Raw genomic sequence first — 21,797 nt, forward strand, 5'->3', positions numbered from 1 at the left:
CCAGCCATTCGCCTTGCCGGCGCGCCCGGCCCTACACCGCCTCGGTCAAGGCTTGGCTGCCGATGGAGGTGATGGCATAACCGTTGCGGCCAGCGTTTTTTGCCTGGTAGAGCGCAGTATCGGCTGCCGTCAACAATGTCCCTGCCGTCGTATCGCCCTCGGCGCTGAACGCCAAGCCGACACTGGTGCTGACATGCAGACCGATACCGCCGCAATCAAAGTGCACGACCATCTCTTGCACGATTTTCTTGCCCAGTATCGCGAGCTCGGACTGATCACTCAGTTGTTCAAAAATGATGACAAACTCGTCGCCTGCAAGGCGCGCTACCGTGTCCGAGGCCCGGACGCAAGCTTTGAGCCGTTGGGCAAATTCAATCAACACCAGGTCGCCGATGCCATGCCCATAGGTATCATTTATTTTTTTAAAATAATCGATATCCAGATAGGCCAGCGCCAGGCCCGTACCAGCGCGCCGGGCGCGCGTCAATGCCGCGGCCAGCGCCTCGTCAAACATGCGCCTGTTGTGCAGGCCGGTCAGCATGTCAGTACGCGCCAGAGCGGCGAGATTGCTCTCCGCGGCTTCCCTCTGCAGCGACAGCGCGTAGAATGCACGGCTCAGTTTTCCGAACTCGTCTTTGCGGGCGATATCAAACACCGCAATATCAGCATGGCCGGAGCGTATGCTCGCCACATGCCGGCCCAGATCGCCCAAGGGACGCAAGAGCAGCATCACCGCCAGCCAGCCGGCACAACTGGCCAGCAAGGCGACGCATGACGAAGCAATCATGACTTGGGCATAGATATCGGTGATCGGTGTGAATGCCTCGCTTTCAGGGTAGACGGCACCGATGATCCAATCGGCCGCATGCAAATGCTTGTACGTGAGAATGGCCTGCACGCCCAGCTTGGTTTTACCCTGCGTCCAGCCGTCGAATCCACGCAATGCGGCCAAGGTGGAAGGCGTAGCCCCACCCTTCTCCTCACTCACCCGCTTCAGGACGCGCGCCGCGTCCGGATGGTGGAGTATCGTGCCGTCGTCGGTCAACATGAACAGATAACCGCTTTTGCCCGGCTTGAGCTGCTCCCATTGGCCAAAAAATGTCGGGCTTTGCAAATTGATACCGCCAGCGATCACATACAGCAATTTGCCGGCTTCGTCATAGATCGGTTCGGTGACCAGCACAATGGGCTTGCCCGACAGCTGGCTCTTGAATGGACGCGATATCACGCCTTCCCTGAGTTTCACGGTATCGATAAAATATTCCCGCGCGGCGAAATTGAGCTTGCCGACCACGCGCCGGTCATTCATGCTGGCAATTAATTTCCCCGTAGCATCAAAGGCGACGAGATTGAAAAATTCCTCGCGCAGGGTTGGATGCTTTTCAATAAATGCCTGCATCCGCTGCGGATGTTCAACCACATCCGCGGATAGCCCTTCCGCCAGCACCTTGAGCAGTGCTTTCTTCGCATTCAAGTCTTCGTCGATATATGCCGCCGCACTGGTCAGCAAGGCATATTGCTGATTGCCGATGACGGATACCATCTGCCCTTGCGCGACAGACAGCGATGTGAGCGCAACAGAGCCCGTCGCGCACAGCACCAGCACGCCCACGAGCACCGTCATCTTGAATTTGAAGCTCCTGGGATTGAAAAATTTCCAGATTTTATGCATGCGGCCTTCCTTCTCAGCGCCCATGCTCTGTAAAGCACACGGATCCGGCCAGGTGGCGCCATGCATGGCACTGGGAGAATGGCATATTGGTCAGCGGATGACCTGGCGCCTATCCCTGCAGATGAATACCGTTCCCAAGACAGGCTCTTGACATGGCGAGAGAGCAAATCTTACACCTATTCTTGCAAGAAGGGCGCCCTGGCGCCGCTGAATACGCACAAGCTACCACGCCATCACAATATAGTGCGCTCCAGCAACGATTCCACCAATTGCACCGACGGCGAAACGCAAGTGCTGGCCCCCATCGGCCTCTGGCCGGGACATCAGGCTGGACAGCCAGCCGCCGATGCTGGCGTCGCCCGCCCCCACCGAGTCGACCACCTCGATGACGGGCGGCGCCGCCTGCCATGTTTGCTCGCCCCGGTACAGCGCCGCGCGTATATAAATACGTCGATTGCAGATTCCTGCTGCGCAAGGTGGCAAACGCGCCATCGTTATCGTTGTAGCTGATCTTGACGCCAGCCGCATTGAGTTCCTTGATGGAATGGGGCCGACGGGGGCCTGCGCTTCAATGGAGCACAGGCCGATCACGAAGTGAGCGCACGGCCATGGCGTTCAAGCCTGCATGTCCGGCAACGCAATTTCCGCCTTGCGCGCCGCGATCTGGCTGGCCATGGCTTGCAGGTCGAGTTCCGCGTCGCGCGCGCGCGGGAAAATCTCGCCCTCCTCTTCCAGCACGTGGTGATCGATTTGCTCGGACAAAACCTTGACCTTGGCGTCGTACAAGTCTTCGCCCGGCGCCATGGCAACGATTTGCGCGATCAATTCCTTGGCCGATGCGTGCTCGACGACGGCTTCGTCGATCAAGTCTTCATTCGAGCGGCTGGCATCGCGCACGGCGGGATAGAAAATTTCTTCTTCCACCATCGCATGCTTGCTCAGTTCCTCACAGATCTTCAGGGCCAGCTTGCGCTTGCTGGCCAGCGAACGGTCGCTGAGGGCCTCATACTGCTCGAACAGTTCTTTCGCGGTTTGATGGTCTTGCGTCAGCAGCTCGATCGCGTCCATGTCCGGCATGCCTGCCTGTGTTTGGGAAACGGAAGCTGCCTGAGGTGATTGGGTGGCCATGATGTTGTCTCCAGTTGTACACATGAAGTCCCCATTCTAGACAGCACCCTGTGATAGCCATGTAGGAGCATGGCTTACGACAAGGTAGGCCGAACGTAAAGGTGCCTACCTTGTTGATGCAGATCACGCCTGGTCGGACTTAACTGACGACCGTGCGCGCCTCCAGCGATTCCACCAGTTCCACCGAAGGTGGCGCGCCGCCGGCCGCCAGGCAGGCGCCCGCGCCCGCCGCGACGGCAAAGCGCAAGTGCTGGCCGCCATCGGCGTCAGGCCGGTACATCAGGCTGTACAGCAGGCCGCCGATGCTGGCGTCGCCCGCCCCCACCGAGTCGACCACCTCGATGACGGGCGGCGCCGCCTGCCATGTTTGCTCGCCCTGGTACAGGGCCGCGCCCTGCGCGCCGCGCGTATATAAATACGTGGCGTGCGGATTCCAGCTGCGCAGCATGGCAAACGCGCCATCGATGTCGTCGTGGCGGAACAGGCCCGCCAGGTCTTCATCGGACACCTTGATCACGTCGGCCAGCTGCGTCATGCGGCGCAGGGTGGCGTCGTAGCGTTCATCCATCATGATGCGGAAATTCGGGTCGTAGCTGATCTTCACGCCAGCCGCCTTGAGTTCCTGCGCCAGCGCCACCAGCTTGCCCGCCAGCGGTTCGCGCGCCAGGCTGATGCCGCCGAAATGCACCCATTGCGCGCCCTGCATCCAGCCGGCCGGCAAGCGCGCCGCGTCGAAATGCAGGTCGGCGCTGTCGTCGCCGATGAAGTAATACGTGGGCGGATGCAGTTCATGCACGATGGCCAGCAGCGGCGACTTCGCATGGCGCTGCAAAAAGCGCATGTCCAGGCCCGCCACGTCGGTGGCAGCGGCCAGCGCGTCGCCAAAGACGTCGAGGCTGACGGCGCCCGCAAAGGCGCTGGGCACGCCCAGGCGTGCCATCACGCGCGCCACATTCCAGGTCGAGCCGCCCACCTGGCTGCTCCAGGAATCCGCGCCCGTGCGCAGCATGTCCGTCAGCGCTTCGCCGGCCGATACAAAAGTTGGAAAAGAGGTGGCGTTCATGCGGCACCGCCAATCACGTTCAGCACTTCATGGCAGGCGCCCATGGTGTGGTAATCGGTCTTGCCGGCCGGGCTTTTCTCCTTGCTGATCTTGCCATTCTCGGGCGTCAGAATGCGGTACCAGGCACCGTGTTCATGGTCGACGAAGTGCTGCCAGCTGTAGTCCCAGATCTTGTCATAGCTTTGCCAGTAGGCCTCGTCCCCGGTGCGCGCGGCCAGCACGGCGGCCGCGGCGAAGCTTTCCGCCTGCACCCAGAAGTATTTGTCGCCGTCGCAGATTTCATCTTGCGGGCCGAAGCCGTAATGGATGCCGCCATGCGCGCCATCCCAGGCCTTGGCCAGGGCCGTGTCGTACAGTTCGCGCGCGCGCGGCAGCAGCCAGTCCGACGGACCGGCCATGAATTGTGAATGGCGCTCCATGATCAGCAGCAGCTTGGCCCATTCCGTGAAGTGGCCGGGCTGGTAGCCCCACGGACGGAAGATATTGCTCTTGTCGTGCAGGTTGTAATCCCAGTCGATGGCCCAATCGGGCGTGTAGTGTTCCCAGATCATGCCGTTTGCCAGGCCCGCCTGGCGCACCGTGATGTTGTGCGCCAGCGTCTCGGCGCGGTGCAGATAGCGTGCCTCGCCCGTCGCTTCGAACGCGGCCAGCATCGCTTCGCACGCATGCATGTTGGCGTTCTGGCCACGGTAACCATCCAAAGTAGACCAGTCGGCGCTGGCCACATCCGCGTACAGGCCGTGTTCGGGCAGCCAGAAACGCTGCTCCATCAGCTCAAACGTTTCGTCCAGATAGGCGCGCGCTTCCGGCAAGCCCGCCTGCAAGGCGTGGGCATACGCCAGCAGCACGAAAGCGAGGCCGTAGCAGTGGTTGGCGCCGTCTTCCACCTGCTTGACGCCATCTTTCCACGACAGTTGCCAGGCGTAGCCGCCCGTGGCCGGGTCGCGGTGCGCGTCGCGCAAGAAGGCCACGCCGTGGCGCACGGCCGCCTGGTATTCGTCGCCGCCGAAACGGCGGTACGCCATGGCGTAATTGAAGATGAAGCGCGTGCTGCTGACCAGGTGGCGCGTGCTGGCGTCGTACACCGTGCCATCGTCGAGGAAGAAGTGATAAAAGCCGCCGCTGGGGTCAATGGCGCGCGGGTGATAAAAGTGCATCGTGTGCAGGATATGCGCTTCGAGCATCGCCTTGGAGCGGAAATCGGGATTCATCGGTCTCTCATGATATTGTTATCGATAACAATGATGATAGCATGCCGTTTCCGCGCCGTCATGCCCCCTCAGGGAGTCTTGGCCAGCCTGAGCTTTTCGCGCCACAGTGCGGCCTGCGCGGGGTCGGCAGCCTGTCCCAGCTCGCCCTTGTCGTACACCTTGACCAGCCGTTCGATGGCCTCCACGTCGCCCTGCTTTGCCGCCAGCAGATACAACTCGAACGGCTCAGGAGCCGGCCCTTGCCGGGTCGGCCCGCCGCGGCCCTGCTCCAGCAGCCGCGCGAAACCCGTCTGGCCCGGCGGGCTTTTGGCGATGGCCGCCATCTCGTACCAGCCCAGGGCAGCTTCGTCGCTCCGCGGCACGCCCTGCCCCACTTCATATGAATACGCGACATTGTTCAAGCCGGACGGATCGAGCGCCTTGGCCGACTTCATGTACCAGCCGAACGCCTCCTTGCGCTGCGCCTCGTCCTTGGCCGTCATCATTAGTCGGTAGCCGATTTCATTGTAGGCGGGAATGAAGCCTTTCTCGGCATAGAACTTCAGCCAGTGCAGCGCATGCGCCTGTTCTTCCGGGCTGCTGTGGATGTTTTCAAAGTGCTGGGCCACGGTGAAATTGGCCAGTTCCACGCCTTGCGCGGCGCCCTTACGCGACCAGAATTCGCCCAGCTTGCGGTCGATGGCCATGCCCTGGCCCAGGGTATAGGCCACACCCAGGAAAGCCTGCGCCGGGCCGTAGCCGCCTTCGGCCGATTTCCGCAGCCACGCCAGGCCGGCGTCAAGGTCACGCGGCGTGCCTTCGCCCTGGTGCAGCATCTGCGCCAGCTCCAGCTGCGCGGCGCTATCTCCCGCTTGCGCCGCCAGCCGCGCCTTGTCGAAGGCGACGACCTTGTCCGGCGACAGGTCGGCCGGGCGGTTGATCACGGCCTGCACCTTTGCGCGCATGGCGTCCTGGCCGGACATATCGAATTCCACCAGCGCCGGATGCTGGCGCGGTGCTTTGGCGGACGCCTGTTGCGCCAAGACGGGCTGCGCCAACGCAAGGCTCAAGATGAACAACATGGTCTTCATTTGTTTTCCTTTTCAGCCAATTTGCCGCGCCATTCGGCGGCGTCTTCGGCATTCGCCTGCTGTCCCAGTTCGCCGTTGACGTACACGTCGACCATGCGCCGCATGGCGGGCACGTCGCCGCTCCATCCCGCCCGTTCGTACCAGAGCAGGGCCAGCTTGTCGGACTGTTTCACGCCCAGGCCCAGTTCATGTGCGCGGGCCAGGTTGCGCATGCCGGCCGGCTCCTTTTCACGCGCTGATCGGTCAAACCAGTGGAAAGCCTCGCCGCGGTCCTGCTCATCGGTGGCGGCGCGCATCAGGTGCTCGCCCAGCGCATTGTAGGCCGGCACAAAGTGCTGCTCGTTCGCCGCCGCCTTCAGCCAGGTGATGGCCAGCGCCTGCTCTTCGGCACTGCTGTCGCCATCGATGAATTCCAGCGCCAGGATGGTTTGCGCCTGTGCGTCGCCCTGCGCCGCGCCCTTGCGCAGCCAGTATTCACCCTGCACGCGATCGACGGGCACCTTGCCACCGACAGAATAGGCCAGGCCCAAAGCCGCTTGCGCCGGCGCATAGCCGCCCTCGGCCGACTTGCGTATCCAGGCCATCGACTGCGCCATATCTTGCGGCGCGCCCACGCCCAGCTGCAGCATGCGCGCCAGGTCCAGCTGCGCCTCCACGTCGCCCGTTTCCGCCAGCCGCCGGGTCTCGGCAAATTCAGCGATGCTTTCCGGGCTATGGGTAGTCACATCGGCCCGTGCCTTGATGGCGAGCAGCTGCAGATCGAGCAAGGTGGGCGAAGTTTGCGCCAGGACGGGCAGCGGCAGCAGAAAAGGCAGCAGACAGAGTAATTTCTTGGGCATGCGGTGGTATCGGGAGGAAGAAAACACGCATGGTAGCCGATGGCCGGCCAGACAGGCGCGCACTGCAGGCGAAGTTTGACAGGGCATCCCGGCGGGCTTACATTGCACGAGCTTATCACTTATACAGGAACGCCATGAACCGCCTCGCCACCACCGCCTTGACCCTGCTGCTCGCCGCGGCCTCCGTGGGCGCCAGCGCCGCAGACACCCAGCTGGCCGGCTGCGCCGCCAAGCGCGAAAGCATCCGCAGCGAATTGCACCAGGCGCAGGAACAGGGCCTGTCCGACAAGGTCGCTGGCCTCACGCGCGCGCTCGACGAAGTCAACGCTCACTGCCGCGACAACACCCTGGTCGAACGCCACAACAAGAAGGTGCTGAAGGCGCAGGCGAAGGTCAACCAGACGGAGCGTTCGCTGCGCCTGGCCCAGGAAGCGAATAAACAGCCGAAGAAGATCGCCAAGCTGGAAGGTAAGCTGGAAAAAGCCAGGGCGGAACTGGCCGCCCTGCAGGCGCAGCAGCCTTAGGCTTTGTCGCCCAGCATTTGGTAGATGCTGGAAAAGTCCAGCGCGCCAGATCCCGCCTTGCTGTGCAAACTGTATAAATTGCGCGACAAGGCGCCCAGCGGCACACTCGCTCCGCTGGCCAGCGCGCTTTCCACGGCCAGCCCCAGGTCTTTCAGCATCAAATCGACGCCAAAGCCGCCCGTATAGCCGCGCGATGCGGGCACGTTTTCGGCCACGCCGGGACACGGGTTGTACACGTCCAGGGTCCAGTTGCGACCCGAGCTTTTCGCCATCACGTCCGACACCACCTTCGGGTCCAGGCCATTGGCCACGCCCAGGCGGATCGCTTCGCTGGTGCCGATCATCAAAATCCCCAGCAGCATGTTGTTGCAGATCTTGACCGTCTGGCCGCAGCCCGAGCCGCCCGCGTGGAAAACCGCCTTGCCCATGACGTCCAGATAAGGCCGCGCCGCCGCCAGCGCGGATTCTTCGCCGCCCACCATGAAGGTCAGGGTGCCGTTGGTGGCGCCCGCCGTGCCGCCGGAAACGGGCGCGTCCAGCATGGGCATGCCCTTTTCCTCGGCCGCGCGGCCCACCTGGCGCGCCGCCTCGGTGGAAATCGTCGAACAGTCGATCAGCAAGGTGCCGGGCCGCGCCTGCGCCAGGATGCCCGTGTCGCCAAGATAGGCTCCCAGCACGTGGCGGCTGGCCGGCAGCATGGTGATGACGATGTCGGCCGCCTGGATCGCCGCCGCCTGGTCGTCGGACACCAGGCCGCCGCCATCGGCGAACTGCCGCACGCTGGCCGGCACCAGGTCAAAACCCGTCACGGCATGGCCGGCCCGCACGAGGTTTTGCGCCATGGGCAAGCCCATGTTCCCCAGGCCGATGAAAACGATATTGGTCGCCATGGCAGCCCCTTATTTCATCGAGATGGTGGTATTGACGCCGCTGCCGCCATCGTCCGGGGCGAACCAGCGCGCCGTGACGGTCTTGGTCTGCGTCCAGAAGTACAAGGCTTGCTTGCCGTTCGGGCCCAGATCGCCCAGTTTCGACGCGCGCGAACCCGTGAAGCTGAAATAGGCGACAGGCACGGGGATGGCCACGTTGATGCCCACCTGGCCCACGTCGATCTCGTTCTGGAACTTGCGCCCAGCCCAGCCGGACGACGTGAAGATCGAGGTGCCGTTGCCGTTCGGGTTGGCGTTGATGAAGGCGATGGCCTGGTCCAGCGTGTCCGTCTCGACCACGCACATGGCGGGGCCGAAGATTTCCTGCGTGTAGACGGCGTTCGATGCGGCCACCTTCGAGAAAATCGTCGGGCCCATGAAGTTGCCGCCCTCGTAGCCAGCCACCTTGTGGCCACGGCCATCAAGCAGCAGCTGCGCGCCTTCGTCCACGCCCGCCTGTATCAGTTTTTCCGCCCGCTGCATGGCCGCTTTGGAGACCATCGGCCCCAGGTCGGCCGTGCGGTCGCTGCCCGGCCCCACTTTCAGCGCTTGCGAACGGGCGACGATTTCCGGCAGCCAGGAGCGGGCCTCGCCCACCAGCACCACGACGGAATTGGCCATGCAGCGCTGGCCGGCCGCGCCGAACGCCGCACCGATCAGGTTATTGATCGCCTGCTCCTTGTTGGCGTCGGCCAGCACGACGCAATGGTTTTTCGCGCCCATCATCGATTGCGCGCGCTTGCCCGATTCGCTGGCGCGGCGGTACACATGCGTGCCCACGTGGGTGGAACCGATGAAGGACACGGCCTTGATGTCGGGATGGTCGCACAGCATGTTGACGACGTCGGCGCCGCCGTGCACGACGTTCAGCACGCCGGCCGGCAAGCCCGCCTGGTACATCAGTTCGACCAGGTACATCGACGAGGACGGGTCTTGCTCCGACGGTTTCAGCACAAACGTATTGCCGCAGGCGATGGCGATCGGGAACATGAAGCATGGCAGCATGACGGGGAAGTTGAAGGCCGTGATGCCGGCGCCCACGCCCAGCGGCTGGTAGATATTGTAGACATCGACGCCGGTGGCCGCGTTTTCCGCGATCTCGCCCAGCTGCAGGGTGGCGATCGAGCACGCGTGTTCCACCACTTCCAGGCCGCGCATCACCTCCCCTTCCGCGTCGGGCAAGGTCTTGCCGTGTTCGCGCGTGATCAGTTCGGCCAAAGTACCGATGTTTTCGCGGATCAGGTGCTGGTACTTGAGCATGATGCGCATGCGCGCGGCCAGCGGGGTATTCCGCCAGGTTTTAAAGGCGTCCTTGGCCGTGGCGACGGCCAGGTTGACTTCGTCGGGCGTGGAAAACGGCACCTTGGCGACGATTTCCTGCGTGGCGGGGTTGATGACGTCGCGCCATTCCGTGCTGGTCGACGCATGGTGCTTGCCGGCGATGTGCAGGGGGATGGCTGGGATTTGGGTGAGGGCTTGGTTCATTTGTTTGGCTCCGTGATTGATCAGTTACCCCAAGAGCAGATTCCGGGGTCGGACCCTGAGGGTCCGACCCCAGCTTTTTCGCCGTTAGGGGTGAAAATTATTTTTTAACGAGGTTGCACGCCGCCGCATCCATAGTCTTGAACGCCTGGTCGGCAGGGATGGTCGACAGCACTTTCAGGTAATCCCACGCGCCTTTCGATTCTGCCGGGGTTTTCACCTGCACCAGATACATGTCGTGGATGACGCGGCCGTCGGGGCGGATGGAGGCGTTGTTCATGACGGCGTCCTTGATCGGCAGTTCGCGCATTTTCTGGGCGACGATTTTCGAATCGTCGCTTTTGGCCGCCGCCACCGATTTCAGGTAGTGGTAGACACTGGAATACACGCCCGCCTGCACCATGGTCGGCTTGGCGCCCTTGTTGAGCGCCTCGAAACGCTTGGCGAACGCGCGGCTGCGGTCGTCGTAATCCCAGTAAAAACCGTCCGCATAGACGAGGCCCTGTGCCGTTTCCAGCCCCAGCGCGTGCACGTCGGAAAGGAACACGAGCAAGGCGGCCAGGCGCTGGTCCTTGCCGCTGCCGATGCGAAATTCGCGCGCCTGCTTGATGGCCGAGACCACGTCTGCGCCGCCATTGGCCAGGCCGATCACCTGCGCTTTCGAGCCTTGCGCCTGCACCAGGAAGGACGAGAAATCGGACGCGTTGAGCGGATGGCGCACGGCGCCCAGCACCGTGCCGCCATTGCGCTTGACGACGTCGCTGGCGTCTTTTTCCAGCGAGTGGCCGAACGCGTAATCGACGGTGACGAAGTACCACGATTTCTGACCCAGTTTCGTCAGCGCCGCCGCCGTGCCGGCCGCCTGCGAATAGGTATCGAACATCCAGTGGAAGCCGTTCGGCGAGCAGTCTTCATTGGTCAACCGTCCCGTGGCCGGGCCGCTGAACATGGCGATGCCGCCCTTCTCTTTCATCAGCTTTTGCACGGACAGGGCCACCGAGGAATTGGTCAGATCGGCGATGGCGTCGACCTTGTCGCGGTCTATCCATTCGCGTGCCTTGGAGGCGGCGATGTCGGCCTTGTTCAAATGGTCGGCCGAGACGATTTCGATCTTCATGCCCTTGCATTCGGCTTTTAAACAATCCTCGACGGCCATCTGGCTGGCGACGACGGAGCCGCGCCCGCCCATGGCCGAATACGGGCCGGACATGTCGGTCAGGATGCCGACCTTGACGACGCCATCGGAAATCTGCGCCTGCGCGCCAAAGGACAGGGTGAGCGCCAGCGCGCCCATGGCCAGAACGGTTTTTTTCATGCGTGTCTCCTGAGGGGTGAGGGTTTTTCTTATATGTATATCTGCATTCTGCATGTGTAAAAATATGCGCTCAAGTGAAATTAATGCATAATTCCTTTGCAAAAATGCACAGAGAGGATCAGCCATGCTCGATTGGGACAATGTACGGGTCTTCCTGGAACTGACGCGCAGCGCCGGCCTCGTCGATGCGGCGAAAAAGCTGGGCATCGACCATTCCACCGTGTCGCGGCGCATGCGCAAGTTCGAGGAGCAGGTGGGCACGCAGCTGTTCGACCGCAACTACGTGGGCTACCAGCTGACGCCCGAAGGCCACCGCCTGATGGAATACGCGGAAACCATGGAAAGCACGGTGTTTGCCGCCACCGAAGAACTGGGCGAACATAACCGGCTGCTGTCGGGCCAGGTGCGCCTGGGCGCCACCGAGGGCTTCGGCGCCATCGTGCTGGCGCCCCACCTGGCGCAGTTTTGCGGCCGCTACCCGCACATCAGCGTGGACCTGATCGCCGTGCCCCGCTTCGTCAGCCTGTCCAAGCGCGAGGCGGACGTGGCCATTTCCATCGAGCGCCCCCTGTCCGGCCCGTACGTGGTGACGAAGCTGTCCGACTACCGGCTGAAACTGTACGCCACGCCGGCCTACCTGGCGCGCCACGCACCGATCACCAGCGTGGCGCAACTGGCGCAGCACCCGATCATCGGCTATGTGGACGATCTGGTCTTCAGTTCGGAACTGCGCTACATGGACAACGTGGCGCCCGATTCCCTGCGCGCCTTTCGCAGCACCAGCGTGATCGCCCAGTACCACGCGGCGCGCGCGGGCCAGGCGCTGGCAATTTTGCCCTGCTTCGTGGCGCAGCAGTCGAACGAACTGGTACCCGTGCTCGATGGCGAGATCGACCTGCTGCGCGCCTTCTGGATGATTTCACCGAGCGAGCGGCGCAACATCGCCAGGGTCAGCGCCCTGTGGAACTACCTGCGCAGCGCCATCGATTTGAATCACGCCTATCTGATGGGCGAAACAGCCGTGCCCAGCTGGCCAGCTTGAGCACGCTGCGGCGCGCTACACTGTCGCCACATACTAAAAGGAGAACGCCATGCTGATAAGGAGAACGCCATGCTGATGGATGCGAACCAGGCTGTGCTGGTCATTGTCGACCTGCAAGGCCGCTTGATGCCGGCCATCCACGATGCCGGTCTGGTGCTGGCGCAAAACCTGCGCCTGGCAAAGATCGCCCGCCTGCTCGACGTGCCCGTGCTGGGCACGGAACAAAACCGCCAGGGACTGGGGCCGAACGTGGAAGAGATCGCCGCCCTGTGCGAACGGACCTTGCACAAGACGCATTTCGGCGCCTGTTACGATGGCTTGCAGGAGATGCTGCCCGCCGGGCGCAGACAGATCGTCGTCACCGGTTGCGAAGCCCATGTGTGCATGCTGCAGACGGCCATCGGCCTGCTGCAGCTGGGGTACGAGGTCATCATCGCCATCGATGCCGTCGGTTCGCGCCAGGCCGCCAGCCGCGACGCGGCGCTGGCCCGCCTGGGCAAGCTCGGTGCGCATCTGGTGACGGTGGAGATGCTGGCCTTCGAGTGGCTGCGCGACTGCAAGCATCCGCGTTTCCGCGAAGTGCTGGCACTGATTAAATAGCTGGCCCGCCTTTAATCCAGATCAAGTCCATCGGCCATTCATTTGCTAGCTTGGTAACAGCGCCGCCATTCCGAGCGGCGCGCCGTCCACATCAGCAAGGGAGCCATCATGGCCTACATCCTGCGGGGCAAGCTGTGCGGCTTGATCTGTGCCGAGTGTCCTGAAGCCTTATCCCACGTCATCGTGCGCCTGTACCGGCCGCGCGAGTCGCAAAACGTCACGGCGCTGGCCATGGCCAGCGCCAAGGAAACCTTCGCCATCCTCACGGATGAAGAGGTGCAGGCGAAGGCGCCTTTCCTGCTAGCCGAAGCACGCACGGATGACGACGGCAATTACAGTTTCACTTTGGACGACGATTATCAGGGCGAGGCCGTCGAAGTCGACGTCCTGTGCCCTACCGTGCCGCAATTGAAACCGGGGCCGAAAGACCCCGTGCCGCTGCAGTTTTCCATCACCACCATCCAGCCCCGCTGGCGCCAGGTAGAGAACGACTTCCTCGCCATCTGGGACTATTGCCTGCCGCAACGCTTCTGGTGCCTGGTGCGCGCCCGCTTCGGCGCCTGGACCATCTGCGGCCGATTGCGCACCTGCGACGCTCCCCACGCGCCGATCGCTGGAGCAACAGTGCGGGCCTTCGACGCCGACTGGCTGCAGGACGACGCGCTGGGCCAGGCCGTCACGGACGCCAGCGGGCGCTTCCGCATCGATTACCTGACGTCGGACTTCACCTTGACGCCCTTCTCTCCGTTCATCAACGTGGAGTTCGCCAGCGGCCCCGACGTGTATTTCACGGCGCAGCTGGGCAGCGTGACGATTCTGTCGGAAACGCAGGCCAACGGCCGCCAGCCGGGCCGCGAAAACGTGGGTCACTGTTTCTGCGTGGAATTGTGCTCGAAGGAAGTCTTGCCGCCCGACGTGGAAGGCGTGCCCCACTGGCAGCAAGTGGAAATCTTCGACATCCACCCGTTCCCCTCGCTGGCCGGCTTTTCCCCGCAAGGCTATGCGGGCGGCCCCGGCGCCTCGTATGTGTTCGCCGGCGGCGCCACACTGAAGGGCAATTGCCCGCTGCGCAACAGCGCCATTCCCGCCAACCCGCTTGAATACCGCTTTCTCATCGGCGAATGGACCTGGCCAGGCGGCAGCGACGACCCGGCAGCCATCCCTTCAGTCGCGCCCGCTAGCCTGGCGCCGTTGACGCAAATCATCGGCACGCACGTCGGCTATGTGTTTTATACGAACGGCTTGGGTCTCGGCGATTCGGCGCCCGTCATCATCGACGCGGGCGACTTGAAACCGGGCGGCTGGATACGGGTGGACGGCAAGCCCGTCACCGTGGACATGCGCGACGGCACCACGGCCGTCGTCAACGTGGCGCCCAACATCTTCCTGCGCACGTTTGACTTGCTGACCGTGAATACGCCAGCCATCACCAGCCTGCACCCGGCCAAGTTGCCGGGCGGCTTGCCCATCCTCGACGCGGGCCGCAGCCTGAGCGCGGCCGAGAGCGAACCGATACGCCGCTACCGCCTGGGCTTCGAGGTGCGCGACGGCATCAGCCTGGCGCTGGTGGCCACGGACGGGCTCGATTCCATCGTCTTCGACAACTCGCCCGTGATCGTGGCGCTGGACTTGGAAGAGCTGCGCAGCAATGCCTGCAATCCCATCGCGGGCGGCCTCGTGCATATCCTGTACACGATCGATCACCCGCATCTGCGCTTTTTCAATATCACGATTTCCAACAACAACGGCATCACGCACCCGCCGCCACCGCTGCCGGCCGCCACATTCACCCCACCGCCACCACCGAGCAATTACCTGTTCCGCGGCGGCGCGGGCGGGCCTCATTTATCGGGCAACAACGGCGGCTTCCCCGTCAACGTGGCGCTCGATCCACCGTGCGCCTACCGGGTGGCCATCGGTTGGCAGACGCGGCATTACCTGGCGTCGGCGCACAGCATTGACCGCCTCTACTGCAAGTAGGCGAGCTTAGAAGTAGCGCACCCACGCCTGCTTCGACGTGCGCTTGTAATTGGCAAACGCGCGGCAAGGGAAATACAGCACGGGCATCAGGGCCAGCGCAATCAGCCAGACTTGCCAGATGTGCTCGACGCCATAGCGGGCGCCGTGATTGGCGCCCAGCACGGCCGTCAAGGTAGTGCCGATGAGCAGTAACAGATACAGGTGCAGCAGATAGTAAAACATGGGCGCGCCGCCAAAGGTGGCGCAGGCCCGCGTAAACCAGTTATCGACGCTTTCCAGCCAGGCCATGCCCAGCAAGCCCAGGCCCAGGGTGAACAGCAAAAAGTCCAGCGATGGCGGGTACTTGGTGAAGTTCAGCACGCTCATCGCCGTGCGCAAGACCGTGTCGCCGGCCACCCACGGCAGGGTTTCGCCATAGAGATTGAAGCCGCGCAGCACGGCCAGCAGCAGCAAACTGCCACCGCCCAGTGCCAGCAGCAGGTGCCGACGTCCTTCGGCGGACACCCCGCGCGCATACAGGGGCCCGGCCGCATAGCCGAGCACGATCACGCCTATCCATGGCAGCAGCGGATAGCTGACCTTGATTTTCATGGCGCCATCGGCCACCAGATAACCGCGTTGCAGCAGCAGCGTCAGCAGATAGTAGCCAAGGCTGCCTTCTTCCGCGTGCAGCCAGGTAAACAAATGCTGGCCCGCGATGATCGCCACGCCCAGCACAAGCAGCACTTTCAACGGGAGTTTATGCAACACGGCCAGCGCCATCATGGCCAGGCCGATGACCCAGATCACCTGCAGATACAGGATCGCCGGCGTGAAAGTACCCATCCAGGCAAAGTTGACGAAGACCAGTTCCAGCACGACCAGCAGCAAGCCCCGCTTGAACAGGAAACCGGTAGCGCTGCGCGGACCGGCGGCCGGATGCGCGTACAGCCAGGCGGACAGACCCGTCAAAAAGACAAACATGGGCGCGCACACGTGAGCGGCCAGGCGCGTGAAGAACAGGGCAGGATCGACGTGGGCCGCATCCATCGGGTCACCCACCTGGTGGTGCAGGAAGAACGTTTCGCGCACATGGTCGAACAGCATGATCAGCATGACGAGGCCGCGCATGACGTCGATGACGGCGATGCGGGTGCGCAGGGTGGCGGGGGAATTTAGGGATGTGGAAACAGTCATCAGTTTATGTCTATGTATTGGTGCGTTTATGTGTTGGTGCATTGGAGTTTCGCTGACGTTACTTGCAACACAGGCAAAAATCTGGGGTCAGACCCGTCGGGTCTGACCCCGGCTTTATGCTGCTGGTTCTAAACAATACCGCGGCAGGTAAAGTTTGTTTATTCCAGCGGGAAAACTGGATGAACACATCAAAACCTGTAATGCGCATTCAACGTCACCGCACGCTCCGCCCCCGGCGCCACCCACAGCTGGCTATACGAACTCGCATAGTAGCTGCGGTTGAACAGGTTTTCCACGTTCAGGGCCAGGCGCAGTTTGGCGTTGGGAGAATAAGACGCCAGCAGCTTGGCCGTCGTATAGGCCGGCAGGGTAAAGCTGCTGCTGACGGCCACGTCGCCCAGGCGCTCGCCCACGTATTGCAGGCCGCCGCCCACGCTGGCCGTGCCCGCGCCCAGCGCGAATTGCTGCGTGGCCAGCAGGTTGGCGCTGTGGCGCGGCACGTTGGCGAAACGGCTGCCCGTCACGATCGTATTGTCGCCGCGCGTAACGGTGGCGTTGGTGTAGGCATAGGCGCCCGAGACGCGCAAGCCGCGCACCACTTCGCCCGACACGTCGAGTTCCAGGCCACGGCTGCCCACCTCGCCCGCCGCGATGGCGAAGTCCGTGTTGGCGGGATTGGTCGTCAGCACATTGCTCTTGCGGATGTCGTACACAGCCACGGTGCCCGTCAGCTTGCCCGTTTCCAGCTTGGCGCCCAGCTCATACGAGCGGCTGCGCTCGGCCGGGAAAGCCTGGTTGGCGATGCTGATGCCGCTGTTGGGCCGAAAGCCCTTGGCCGCGCTCGCATACAGCGACCACGCCTGCGACGGCTGGTAGACGAGGCCCGCGCGCGGACTGGTGGCCGACAGCGACTGGCGGTTGCTCACGTTCAGGCGATTATTCGTCACGTCCTGCGTGTACGTATCGTGGCGCACGCCGACCAGCGCCTTCCATTGCGCGCCCAGGTCGACCTGGTCCTGCGCATACAGTCCCCGCGCCCTTTGCCCTTCCTGCGTGTCGATGGACAGGGCCAGCGGAGCGGCCTTGCCGCCATACACAGGATTGAAAATGTCGATGGCATAGGCATTCGCGGCCGAGGGATTGCGGCGCAGTTGCACCCGGTGGTCGTCGAAGTGATAGGCGTCGACACCGGCCAGCACCTCGTGCGCCAGCGCGCCCGTTTTGACCTTGCCCAGCACTTCAACGCGTGCCGACGCGTCGGTGGCCGAAAAATCGCGGTGGCGGCGCTGGCGGTTCAAGGTGCGGCCATCGGCCAGCAGCTTGCTCGCCTCGGTCGAATAACCGCGCAATTCGCTGTCGCGGTAGGACGCACCCGCCTGCACCGTCCAGTCATCGGACAGCGCGTGGTGAATGAACAGTTGCTGCCCCAGCGACTTGACCGTCATGGGGCCGTCGTCCGGTTCACCCAGGAAGCGCGAGACGGGCACCGCCCCCAGCTTGCCATTCACGGCGACGACGCCGCGGTCGAACGGGGCGCGCTGCCGCACTGCTTCGATTTCATACGACACGGTCGTGTGCTCGCCCACCAGCCAGAGGAAGGACGGAGAAAACAGGCTGCGCTCGACTTTCACCGTATCGCGGAAGCTGTGCCCCTCTTCATGCGCGGCGTTCAGGCGGTAGGCGATGGTGTCGCTCAAGGGTCCCGTCAAATCGACGGCGGCGCGGCGCGTCTGGAAACTGCCGAGTGACATATCGGCACTGTATTCAGGCGCGAACTTCGGCTTTTTCGTCGTGATATTGACCGTGCCGCCCGGCTCGCCCCGGCCGTACAGGGCCGATGCGGGACCTTTCAGCACTTCCACTGCCTGCGTATTGCCACCGTCGCGCATGCCGTTGTAGCCGCGGCTGGAACTGAAGCCGTTGACCATGTAGTCGGAACCGAAATTCGGGTCGCCCGTGAAGCCGCGCATGGCGTAGCTGTCCCACAGGCCGCCCAGCGGACTTTGCTTTGCAATACCGCTGGCCAGGTCCAGGGCGCCAGCCAGGGTCGTCACGCCCGCGTCGCGCAGCAGGTCGCCGGTCAGCACGCGCACGCTTTGCGGCAAGTCCATCAGCAATGCGTCCGTCTTGGTGGCGCCCGTGGCGGACAGGCTGCGGTAGTGCTGGCGCTCGGCCTTGACGGTGACGACATCATCGGGCTGCGCACCATCGACTGCCAGTGACCAGGGGCTGGCGGCGGCCAGCAAAAGCGCCACGGGGCGGCGGTAAAACACGGACATGGGATTCCTGACTATGGATAATTCAATGCAATAGGCTTGCATTATAATTGATAATCAATTCTCATTAAAGCCTTCATCAACAATCTGTGCCAAAAACTCCACGAACACTTGCACCTTCGCCGCGCGCAGCTGGCGCGGGTGGAACAGCGCCCACAGATCCGGCCCCCGCGTGCGGAACGCTTGCAGCACGGGCACGAGGCTGCCTTCACGCAGCGGCTGCAACACGGAAACAGACAGCGCCTGCACGATGCCGCAGCCAGCCTGGGCGGCGGCGATCATCGATTCGATATGGTCGAAGGACAAGGCGGCCGGCGGCGTGTGCGCATACGCCGCGTCGCTCCCCTCTCCCTTCTCGGCCTGGAACAGCCAGGGCCGCACCTGGCGCGCTTTCGGATACACGAAATGCAGGCAGGCAAACTGGTCCAGCTCCTGCGGCGTGCGCGGCAGGCCATGCCGGGCGACAAAGGCGGGCGAGGCGCAGCACAGATAATCCATGATCAGCAGGCTGCGCGCCACCAGCGACGAATCCTGCGGTTCGCCGATGCGCAGCATCACGTCGATACCCTCTTCCACCATATCGACCAGGCGGTCGCTGACGGTCAGGCGCAGCGCGATGTCGGGATAGGCGGCGATAAAGCGGGGCAAGGCGGGCGCCACCAGATTGCGGCTGATGCTGCTGGGCATGTCCACGCGCAAGCTGCCCGAGGGTTTCCCGGCAGCTTGTTCAAGACTGGACTCCAGCGCCGCCATGTCGGCCAGCAACTGGCGCGCCTGCGCATGGCAGTGCTGGCCTTCCGCCGTCAGCGACATGCTGCGCGTGGTGCGCTGCAAGAGGCGCACGCCAAAGTGTTTTTCCAGCGCCGCCACCTGGTTCGTCACGGACGAGGTCGAGATGCCCAGGCGCTGCGCCGCCTTGCTGAAACCGCCCGCCTCGACCACGGCGCAAAACACCTGCATCGCTTCCAGCCTGTCCATGCATTCCCTCCTGTTTGACTATGATTATCCACGATATCGAAATAGTGCATGCGGCCACGCCCCATTTTTCTTTGTGCCGGCCCCGCCTAGACTGGGGGCATCAACCACAGGAGAACCCCATGCAAGCCCTCGTCCTCACCAGCTTTGCCGCCCTAATGACCGTCGAAAACCTGCCCGTGCCGCAGCCCGGCCCCGGGCAAGTGCTCGTGCGCATCGCCGCCAGCGGCGTCAATCCGCTCGACACGAAAATCGCCGCCGGCGCCGCCCCGCACGCCCGGCCCCGCCTGCCCGCCATCCTCGGCATCGACGTGGCCGGCACGGTGGCGGCCGTCGGCGATGGCGTGACGACTTTTCACGTTGGCACAACAGTCTATGGCATGGCCGGCGGCATAGCCGGCGTCCAGGGCTCGCTGGCCGAATACGGCGTCTTCGATGCAGCGCTGCTGGCGCCCGTGCCGCCAGCGCTGAGCATGCGTGTAGCGGCCGCCCTGCCCCTCGTCTTCATCACGGCCTGGGAAGGCTTGGTCGACCGCGCCCACGTGAAGGCCGGCGACAGCGTGCTCGTGCATGGAGGCGTGGGCGGCGTGGGCCACATGGCCGTGCAACTCGCCGTCGCCCTTGGCGCCACAGTGTATGCCACGGGCAGCGCGGCCAGCCGCGATGCCATCGAAGCGCTGGGCGCCCGCTTCATCGATTACCGGACCAGCACGGTGGACGACTACGTGGCCGAACACACGGGCGGCGCCGGCTTCGACATCGTCTACGACACGGTGGGCGGCGCCACCCTCGATGCCAGCTTCCGGGCGACACGCCTCTACGGCGGCCATGTCGTCAGCTGCCTCGGCTGGGGCACGTTCGCCCTGAGCCCGCTGACGGCGCGCGCGGCGACGTACTCGGGCGTGTTCACCCTGCTGCCCCTGTTAACCGGCGAAAATCATGCACGCCACGGCGCCATCCTGCGCGAAGCCAACAAGCTGATCGAGGCGGGCAAGCTGCAGGTGCGGCTCGATCCACGCCGCTTTACCCTGCGCACGGCACACGAAGCGCATGTGGCGCAGATGGACGGCAGCGCGCGTGGCAAGCTGGTGGTGGATGTGCAGGATTGAACGCCCGCTTGTTTCCCGCGCGCTCAAGCGTTAATATGCAAGCATTAACTTGCATATTAAGGAGCCGGGCATGCGTGAAAATCTGGAAAAACTGCTGGCGCAGGGGCGCGACAATGCCCTGCTGCGCTTTGGCCTGGGAGATGCTTGCCTGAAAGACCAAGACGCCGAGCAAGCCGCCCTGCACCTGGCGCAAGCCACCGTGCAGCAGCCCGGCTATTCCGCCGCCTGGAAACTGCTGGGCAAGGCCTTGCACCAGCTGGGCCGGCTGGATGAAGCGTAGGCTGCGTGGACCACCGGCGTGAGCGTGGCCCAGCAGCAAGGCGACTTGCAAGCCGTCAAGGAAATGACGGTATTCCTGAAACGCCTGCACAAACAGCGGCAGGCGGCAGAGTAAAAAGCTTAATGCGCGTGCGCCGCGCCTTTGGCTTCGGTTGGTAACGCCACGCCCCGTTCTTTCGCCAGCTTTTTGGCCAGCAAGCCGCCCGCTTCGGCCGCATAGGCGCGGCAGGCGCCGGCGTCGATCAGGGGATTGTCTTGACCGCTGCGCCTGGCGGCCTTGCCCAGCACGTCCGTCGTGCCCGGATGCACGGGGATGATGATGTCGCATGGCAAGGCAGCCACCTTGGCGATGCTCGCTTCGAACGAGGCCGAGATATCGGGCGTGCCGCCTTTGCCCGCGCCTTTGCCCGTATAGCGGAAATCGCCGCTCGAATACGGGTTCAGGCTATCCGCATACACGACGTCCAGGCAGCGCTGGCCTTCGCACGACGTCCACGTCCACGTCGTGCCGCCTGGCGTGTGGCCCGGCGTCATGTGGGCCGTCAAGGACAACGGTCCTACCTTGACGGTATCGCCCTCGCCCACCAGGCTGACCTTGCGCACCTTGGCGACGTGCACGACGGGATCGGCCTGGTACTGCGGATCGTCTTTGCCGTTGGTGCCGCTTTGCAGCACGGGGGCGGCGGCCGCGCTGGCCATCACGGTGGCGCCGCTGGCCCGCTGCAGCGCGGCAATGCCGCCCGCATGGTCCCAATGGGCATGCGAATTGAGGATGTATTTCACATCCTCGATGCGAAAGCCCAGCGCCTTGATGTTCGCCACGATCAAAGGCGCCGATTGCGGCAACGCGCCGTCGAGCAGGATATGGCCCTGCGGACTCGTCACCAGCACGGCCGACAGGCCGGCCGTGCCCACATACCAGGTATTGCCAAAGACATTGAACGGCTTGACGGGCGCGTTCCATTCCTTGCAATTGTCGCAATTCACCGGTTTATCTTGCACAGTCGCCGGCGTCTTCGCCTGCACCGTACCAGCCGCCATGGTCGCAACCGTAGCCAGCATCAACTTCGCCAATAGTGTCATCTTCATCTCCAGAGTGTAAAAAGATGGGCGCCCGCACTGGCGCG

The 21,797-nt window shown here is 63.4% G+C and carries 20 protein-coding genes; 6 read left to right on the forward strand and 14 right to left on the reverse strand.

Annotated features, from left to right (window positions below):
* Positions 1-31: 31 nt before the first annotated feature.
* The 7 genes from ACPJXG_RS16850 to ACPJXG_RS16880 form a co-directional block, all read right to left on the reverse strand.
* Positions 32-1,672, reverse strand: a complete 1,641-nt coding sequence (locus ACPJXG_RS16850; protein WP_425251745.1) for a diguanylate cyclase domain-containing protein — start codon at positions 1,670-1,672, stop codon at positions 32-34.
* Between the two features lie 222 nt (positions 1,673-1,894).
* Positions 1,895-2,164 carry a PfkB family carbohydrate kinase gene (locus ACPJXG_RS16855; protein ID WP_425251746.1) on the reverse strand — a complete coding sequence of 90 codons (270 nt, stop codon included), beginning with the start codon at positions 2,162-2,164 and terminating at the stop codon, positions 1,895-1,897.
* Positions 2,165-2,287: 123 nt separating this feature from the next.
* Positions 2,288-2,740 (reverse strand): hemerythrin domain-containing protein, encoded by a 453-nt coding sequence (locus tag ACPJXG_RS16860; protein WP_425254757.1) that lies wholly within the window; start codon positions 2,738-2,740, stop codon positions 2,288-2,290.
* Between the two features lie 199 nt (positions 2,741-2,939).
* Positions 2,940-3,863, reverse strand: a complete 924-nt coding sequence (locus tag ACPJXG_RS16865; RefSeq protein WP_425251747.1) for a carbohydrate kinase family protein — start codon at positions 3,861-3,863, stop codon at positions 2,940-2,942.
* A complete protein-coding gene (locus ACPJXG_RS16870; RefSeq protein ID WP_176391016.1) occupies positions 3,860-5,074 on the reverse strand; it encodes an AGE family epimerase/isomerase in 1,215 nt (404 codons plus the stop codon). Before ACPJXG_RS16870 ends, ACPJXG_RS16865 begins: the two co-directional genes overlap by 4 nt.
* 68 nt (positions 5,075-5,142) lie before the next feature.
* Positions 5,143-6,144 carry a tetratricopeptide repeat protein gene (locus ACPJXG_RS16875; RefSeq protein ID WP_425251748.1) on the reverse strand — a complete coding sequence of 334 codons (1,002 nt, stop codon included), beginning with the start codon at positions 6,142-6,144 and terminating at the stop codon, positions 5,143-5,145.
* On the reverse strand, positions 6,141-6,983 hold the full coding sequence (locus tag ACPJXG_RS16880) for a tetratricopeptide repeat protein (protein ID WP_176391014.1): 843 nt from the start codon (positions 6,981-6,983) through the stop codon (positions 6,141-6,143). Before ACPJXG_RS16880 ends, ACPJXG_RS16875 begins: the two co-directional genes overlap by 4 nt.
* A 134-nt stretch (positions 6,984-7,117) precedes the next feature.
* Here ACPJXG_RS16880 and ACPJXG_RS16885 point away from each other — a divergent pair, with 134 nt between their 5' ends.
* A complete protein-coding gene (locus ACPJXG_RS16885) occupies positions 7,118-7,507 on the forward strand; it encodes a DUF1090 family protein (RefSeq protein ID WP_425251749.1) in 390 nt (129 codons plus the stop codon).
* Here ACPJXG_RS16885 and mmsB read toward each other — a convergent pair.
* From mmsB to ACPJXG_RS16900, 3 genes are all read right to left on the reverse strand, one after another.
* Positions 7,504-8,397, reverse strand: coding sequence for a 3-hydroxyisobutyrate dehydrogenase (gene mmsB / locus ACPJXG_RS16890; RefSeq protein ID WP_425251750.1), 894 nt, complete (start codon positions 8,395-8,397; stop codon positions 7,504-7,506). The two genes, ACPJXG_RS16885 and mmsB, sit on opposite strands and share 4 nt — an antisense overlap.
* A gap of 9 nt (positions 8,398-8,406) precedes the next feature.
* On the reverse strand, positions 8,407-9,921 hold the full coding sequence (locus tag ACPJXG_RS16895) for a CoA-acylating methylmalonate-semialdehyde dehydrogenase (protein ID WP_425251751.1): 1,515 nt from the start codon (positions 9,919-9,921) through the stop codon (positions 8,407-8,409).
* 97 nt (positions 9,922-10,018) lie between these two features.
* The gene (locus ACPJXG_RS16900) at positions 10,019-11,233 is read right to left on the reverse strand and encodes an ABC transporter substrate-binding protein (RefSeq protein ID WP_425251752.1); all 1,215 of its coding nucleotides are present in this window, start codon (positions 11,231-11,233) and stop codon (positions 10,019-10,021) included.
* A gap of 124 nt (positions 11,234-11,357) precedes the next feature.
* On the opposite strand from ACPJXG_RS16900, the gene ACPJXG_RS16905 reads away from it, so the two are divergent.
* The 3 genes from ACPJXG_RS16905 (at position 11,358) to ACPJXG_RS16915 (ending at position 14,855) form a co-directional block, all read left to right on the forward strand.
* Complete coding sequence (locus ACPJXG_RS16905; protein ID WP_099402356.1) at positions 11,358-12,275, forward strand: LysR family transcriptional regulator; 918 nt, start codon at positions 11,358-11,360, stop codon at positions 12,273-12,275.
* Positions 12,276-12,344: 69 nt separating this feature from the next.
* Complete coding sequence (locus ACPJXG_RS16910) at positions 12,345-12,875, forward strand: isochorismatase family protein (protein WP_099402357.1); 531 nt, start codon at positions 12,345-12,347, stop codon at positions 12,873-12,875.
* 108 nt (positions 12,876-12,983) lie between these two features.
* The gene (locus tag ACPJXG_RS16915) at positions 12,984-14,855 is read left to right on the forward strand and encodes a hypothetical protein (RefSeq protein ID WP_425251753.1); all 1,872 of its coding nucleotides are present in this window, start codon (positions 12,984-12,986) and stop codon (positions 14,853-14,855) included.
* Between the two features lie 6 nt (positions 14,856-14,861).
* Here ACPJXG_RS16915 and ACPJXG_RS16920 read toward each other — a convergent pair whose 3' ends face one another.
* The 3 genes from ACPJXG_RS16920 to ACPJXG_RS16930 form a co-directional block, all read right to left on the reverse strand.
* A complete protein-coding gene (locus ACPJXG_RS16920; protein ID WP_425251754.1) occupies positions 14,862-16,031 on the reverse strand; it encodes a DUF1624 domain-containing protein in 1,170 nt (389 codons plus the stop codon).
* 188 nt (positions 16,032-16,219) lie between these two features.
* Complete coding sequence (locus tag ACPJXG_RS16925) at positions 16,220-18,310, reverse strand: TonB-dependent siderophore receptor (RefSeq protein WP_425251756.1); 2,091 nt, start codon at positions 18,308-18,310, stop codon at positions 16,220-16,222.
* A 54-nt stretch (positions 18,311-18,364) separates the two neighbouring features.
* Complete coding sequence (locus ACPJXG_RS16930; RefSeq protein WP_425251757.1) at positions 18,365-19,285, reverse strand: LysR substrate-binding domain-containing protein; 921 nt, start codon at positions 19,283-19,285, stop codon at positions 18,365-18,367.
* 119 nt (positions 19,286-19,404) lie between these two features.
* Between ACPJXG_RS16930 and ACPJXG_RS16935 the strand changes: the two genes are divergently transcribed.
* A complete protein-coding gene (locus ACPJXG_RS16935) occupies positions 19,405-20,391 on the forward strand; it encodes a zinc-dependent alcohol dehydrogenase family protein (protein WP_425251758.1) in 987 nt (328 codons plus the stop codon).
* A gap of 70 nt (positions 20,392-20,461) precedes the next feature.
* The gene (locus ACPJXG_RS16940; RefSeq protein ID WP_425251759.1) at positions 20,462-20,671 is read left to right on the forward strand and encodes a tetratricopeptide repeat protein; all 210 of its coding nucleotides are present in this window, start codon (positions 20,462-20,464) and stop codon (positions 20,669-20,671) included.
* Positions 20,672-20,790: 119 nt separating this feature from the next.
* Here the strand turns inward: ACPJXG_RS16940 and bla are convergent, their stop codons facing one another.
* The gene (gene bla / locus ACPJXG_RS16945; RefSeq protein ID WP_425251760.1) at positions 20,791-21,732 is read right to left on the reverse strand and encodes a subclass B3 metallo-beta-lactamase; all 942 of its coding nucleotides are present in this window, start codon (positions 21,730-21,732) and stop codon (positions 20,791-20,793) included.
* Positions 21,733-21,797 lie beyond the last annotated feature (65 nt).

Source organism: Janthinobacterium sp. NFX145 (genome assembly GCF_049810325.1).
Lineage (GTDB): Bacteria > Pseudomonadota > Gammaproteobacteria > Burkholderiales > Burkholderiaceae_D > Janthinobacterium > Janthinobacterium rivuli.

Coding starts and splice junctions, on each gene's coding strand:
- ACPJXG_RS16850 (WP_425251745.1), bottom strand. CDS start 1,672: ATGCATAAAATCTGGAAATTTTTCAATCCCAGGAGCTTCAAATTCAAG.
- ACPJXG_RS16855 (WP_425251746.1), bottom strand. CDS start 2,164: ATGGCGCGTTTGCCACCTTGCGCAGCAGGAATCTGCAATCGACGTATT.
- ACPJXG_RS16860 (WP_425254757.1), bottom strand. CDS start 2,740: ATGGACGCGATCGAGCTGCTGACGCAAGACCATCAAACCGCGAAAGAA.
- ACPJXG_RS16865 (WP_425251747.1), bottom strand. CDS start 3,863: ATGAACGCCACCTCTTTTCCAACTTTTGTATCGGCCGGCGAAGCGCTG.
- ACPJXG_RS16870 (WP_176391016.1), bottom strand. CDS start 5,074: ATGAATCCCGATTTCCGCTCCAAGGCGATGCTCGAAGCGCATATCCTG.
- ACPJXG_RS16875 (WP_425251748.1), bottom strand. CDS start 6,144: ATGAAGACCATGTTGTTCATCTTGAGCCTTGCGTTGGCGCAGCCCGTC.
- ACPJXG_RS16880 (WP_176391014.1), bottom strand. CDS start 6,983: ATGCCCAAGAAATTACTCTGTCTGCTGCCTTTTCTGCTGCCGCTGCCC.
- ACPJXG_RS16885 (WP_425251749.1), top strand. CDS start 7,118: ATGAACCGCCTCGCCACCACCGCCTTGACCCTGCTGCTCGCCGCGGCC.
- mmsB (WP_425251750.1), bottom strand. CDS start 8,397: ATGGCGACCAATATCGTTTTCATCGGCCTGGGGAACATGGGCTTGCCC.
- ACPJXG_RS16895 (WP_425251751.1), bottom strand. CDS start 9,921: ATGAACCAAGCCCTCACCCAAATCCCAGCCATCCCCCTGCACATCGCC.
- ACPJXG_RS16900 (WP_425251752.1), bottom strand. CDS start 11,233: ATGAAAAAAACCGTTCTGGCCATGGGCGCGCTGGCGCTCACCCTGTCC.
- ACPJXG_RS16905 (WP_099402356.1), top strand. CDS start 11,358: ATGCTCGATTGGGACAATGTACGGGTCTTCCTGGAACTGACGCGCAGC.
- ACPJXG_RS16910 (WP_099402357.1), top strand. CDS start 12,345: ATGCTGATGGATGCGAACCAGGCTGTGCTGGTCATTGTCGACCTGCAA.
- ACPJXG_RS16915 (WP_425251753.1), top strand. CDS start 12,984: ATGGCCTACATCCTGCGGGGCAAGCTGTGCGGCTTGATCTGTGCCGAG.
- ACPJXG_RS16920 (WP_425251754.1), bottom strand. CDS start 16,031: ATGACTGTTTCCACATCCCTAAATTCCCCCGCCACCCTGCGCACCCGC.
- ACPJXG_RS16925 (WP_425251756.1), bottom strand. CDS start 18,310: ATGTCCGTGTTTTACCGCCGCCCCGTGGCGCTTTTGCTGGCCGCCGCC.
- ACPJXG_RS16930 (WP_425251757.1), bottom strand. CDS start 19,285: ATGGACAGGCTGGAAGCGATGCAGGTGTTTTGCGCCGTGGTCGAGGCG.
- ACPJXG_RS16935 (WP_425251758.1), top strand. CDS start 19,405: ATGCAAGCCCTCGTCCTCACCAGCTTTGCCGCCCTAATGACCGTCGAA.
- ACPJXG_RS16940 (WP_425251759.1), top strand. CDS start 20,462: ATGCGTGAAAATCTGGAAAAACTGCTGGCGCAGGGGCGCGACAATGCC.
- bla (WP_425251760.1), bottom strand. CDS start 21,732: ATGCTGGCTACGGTTGCGACCATGGCGGCTGGTACGGTGCAGGCGAAG.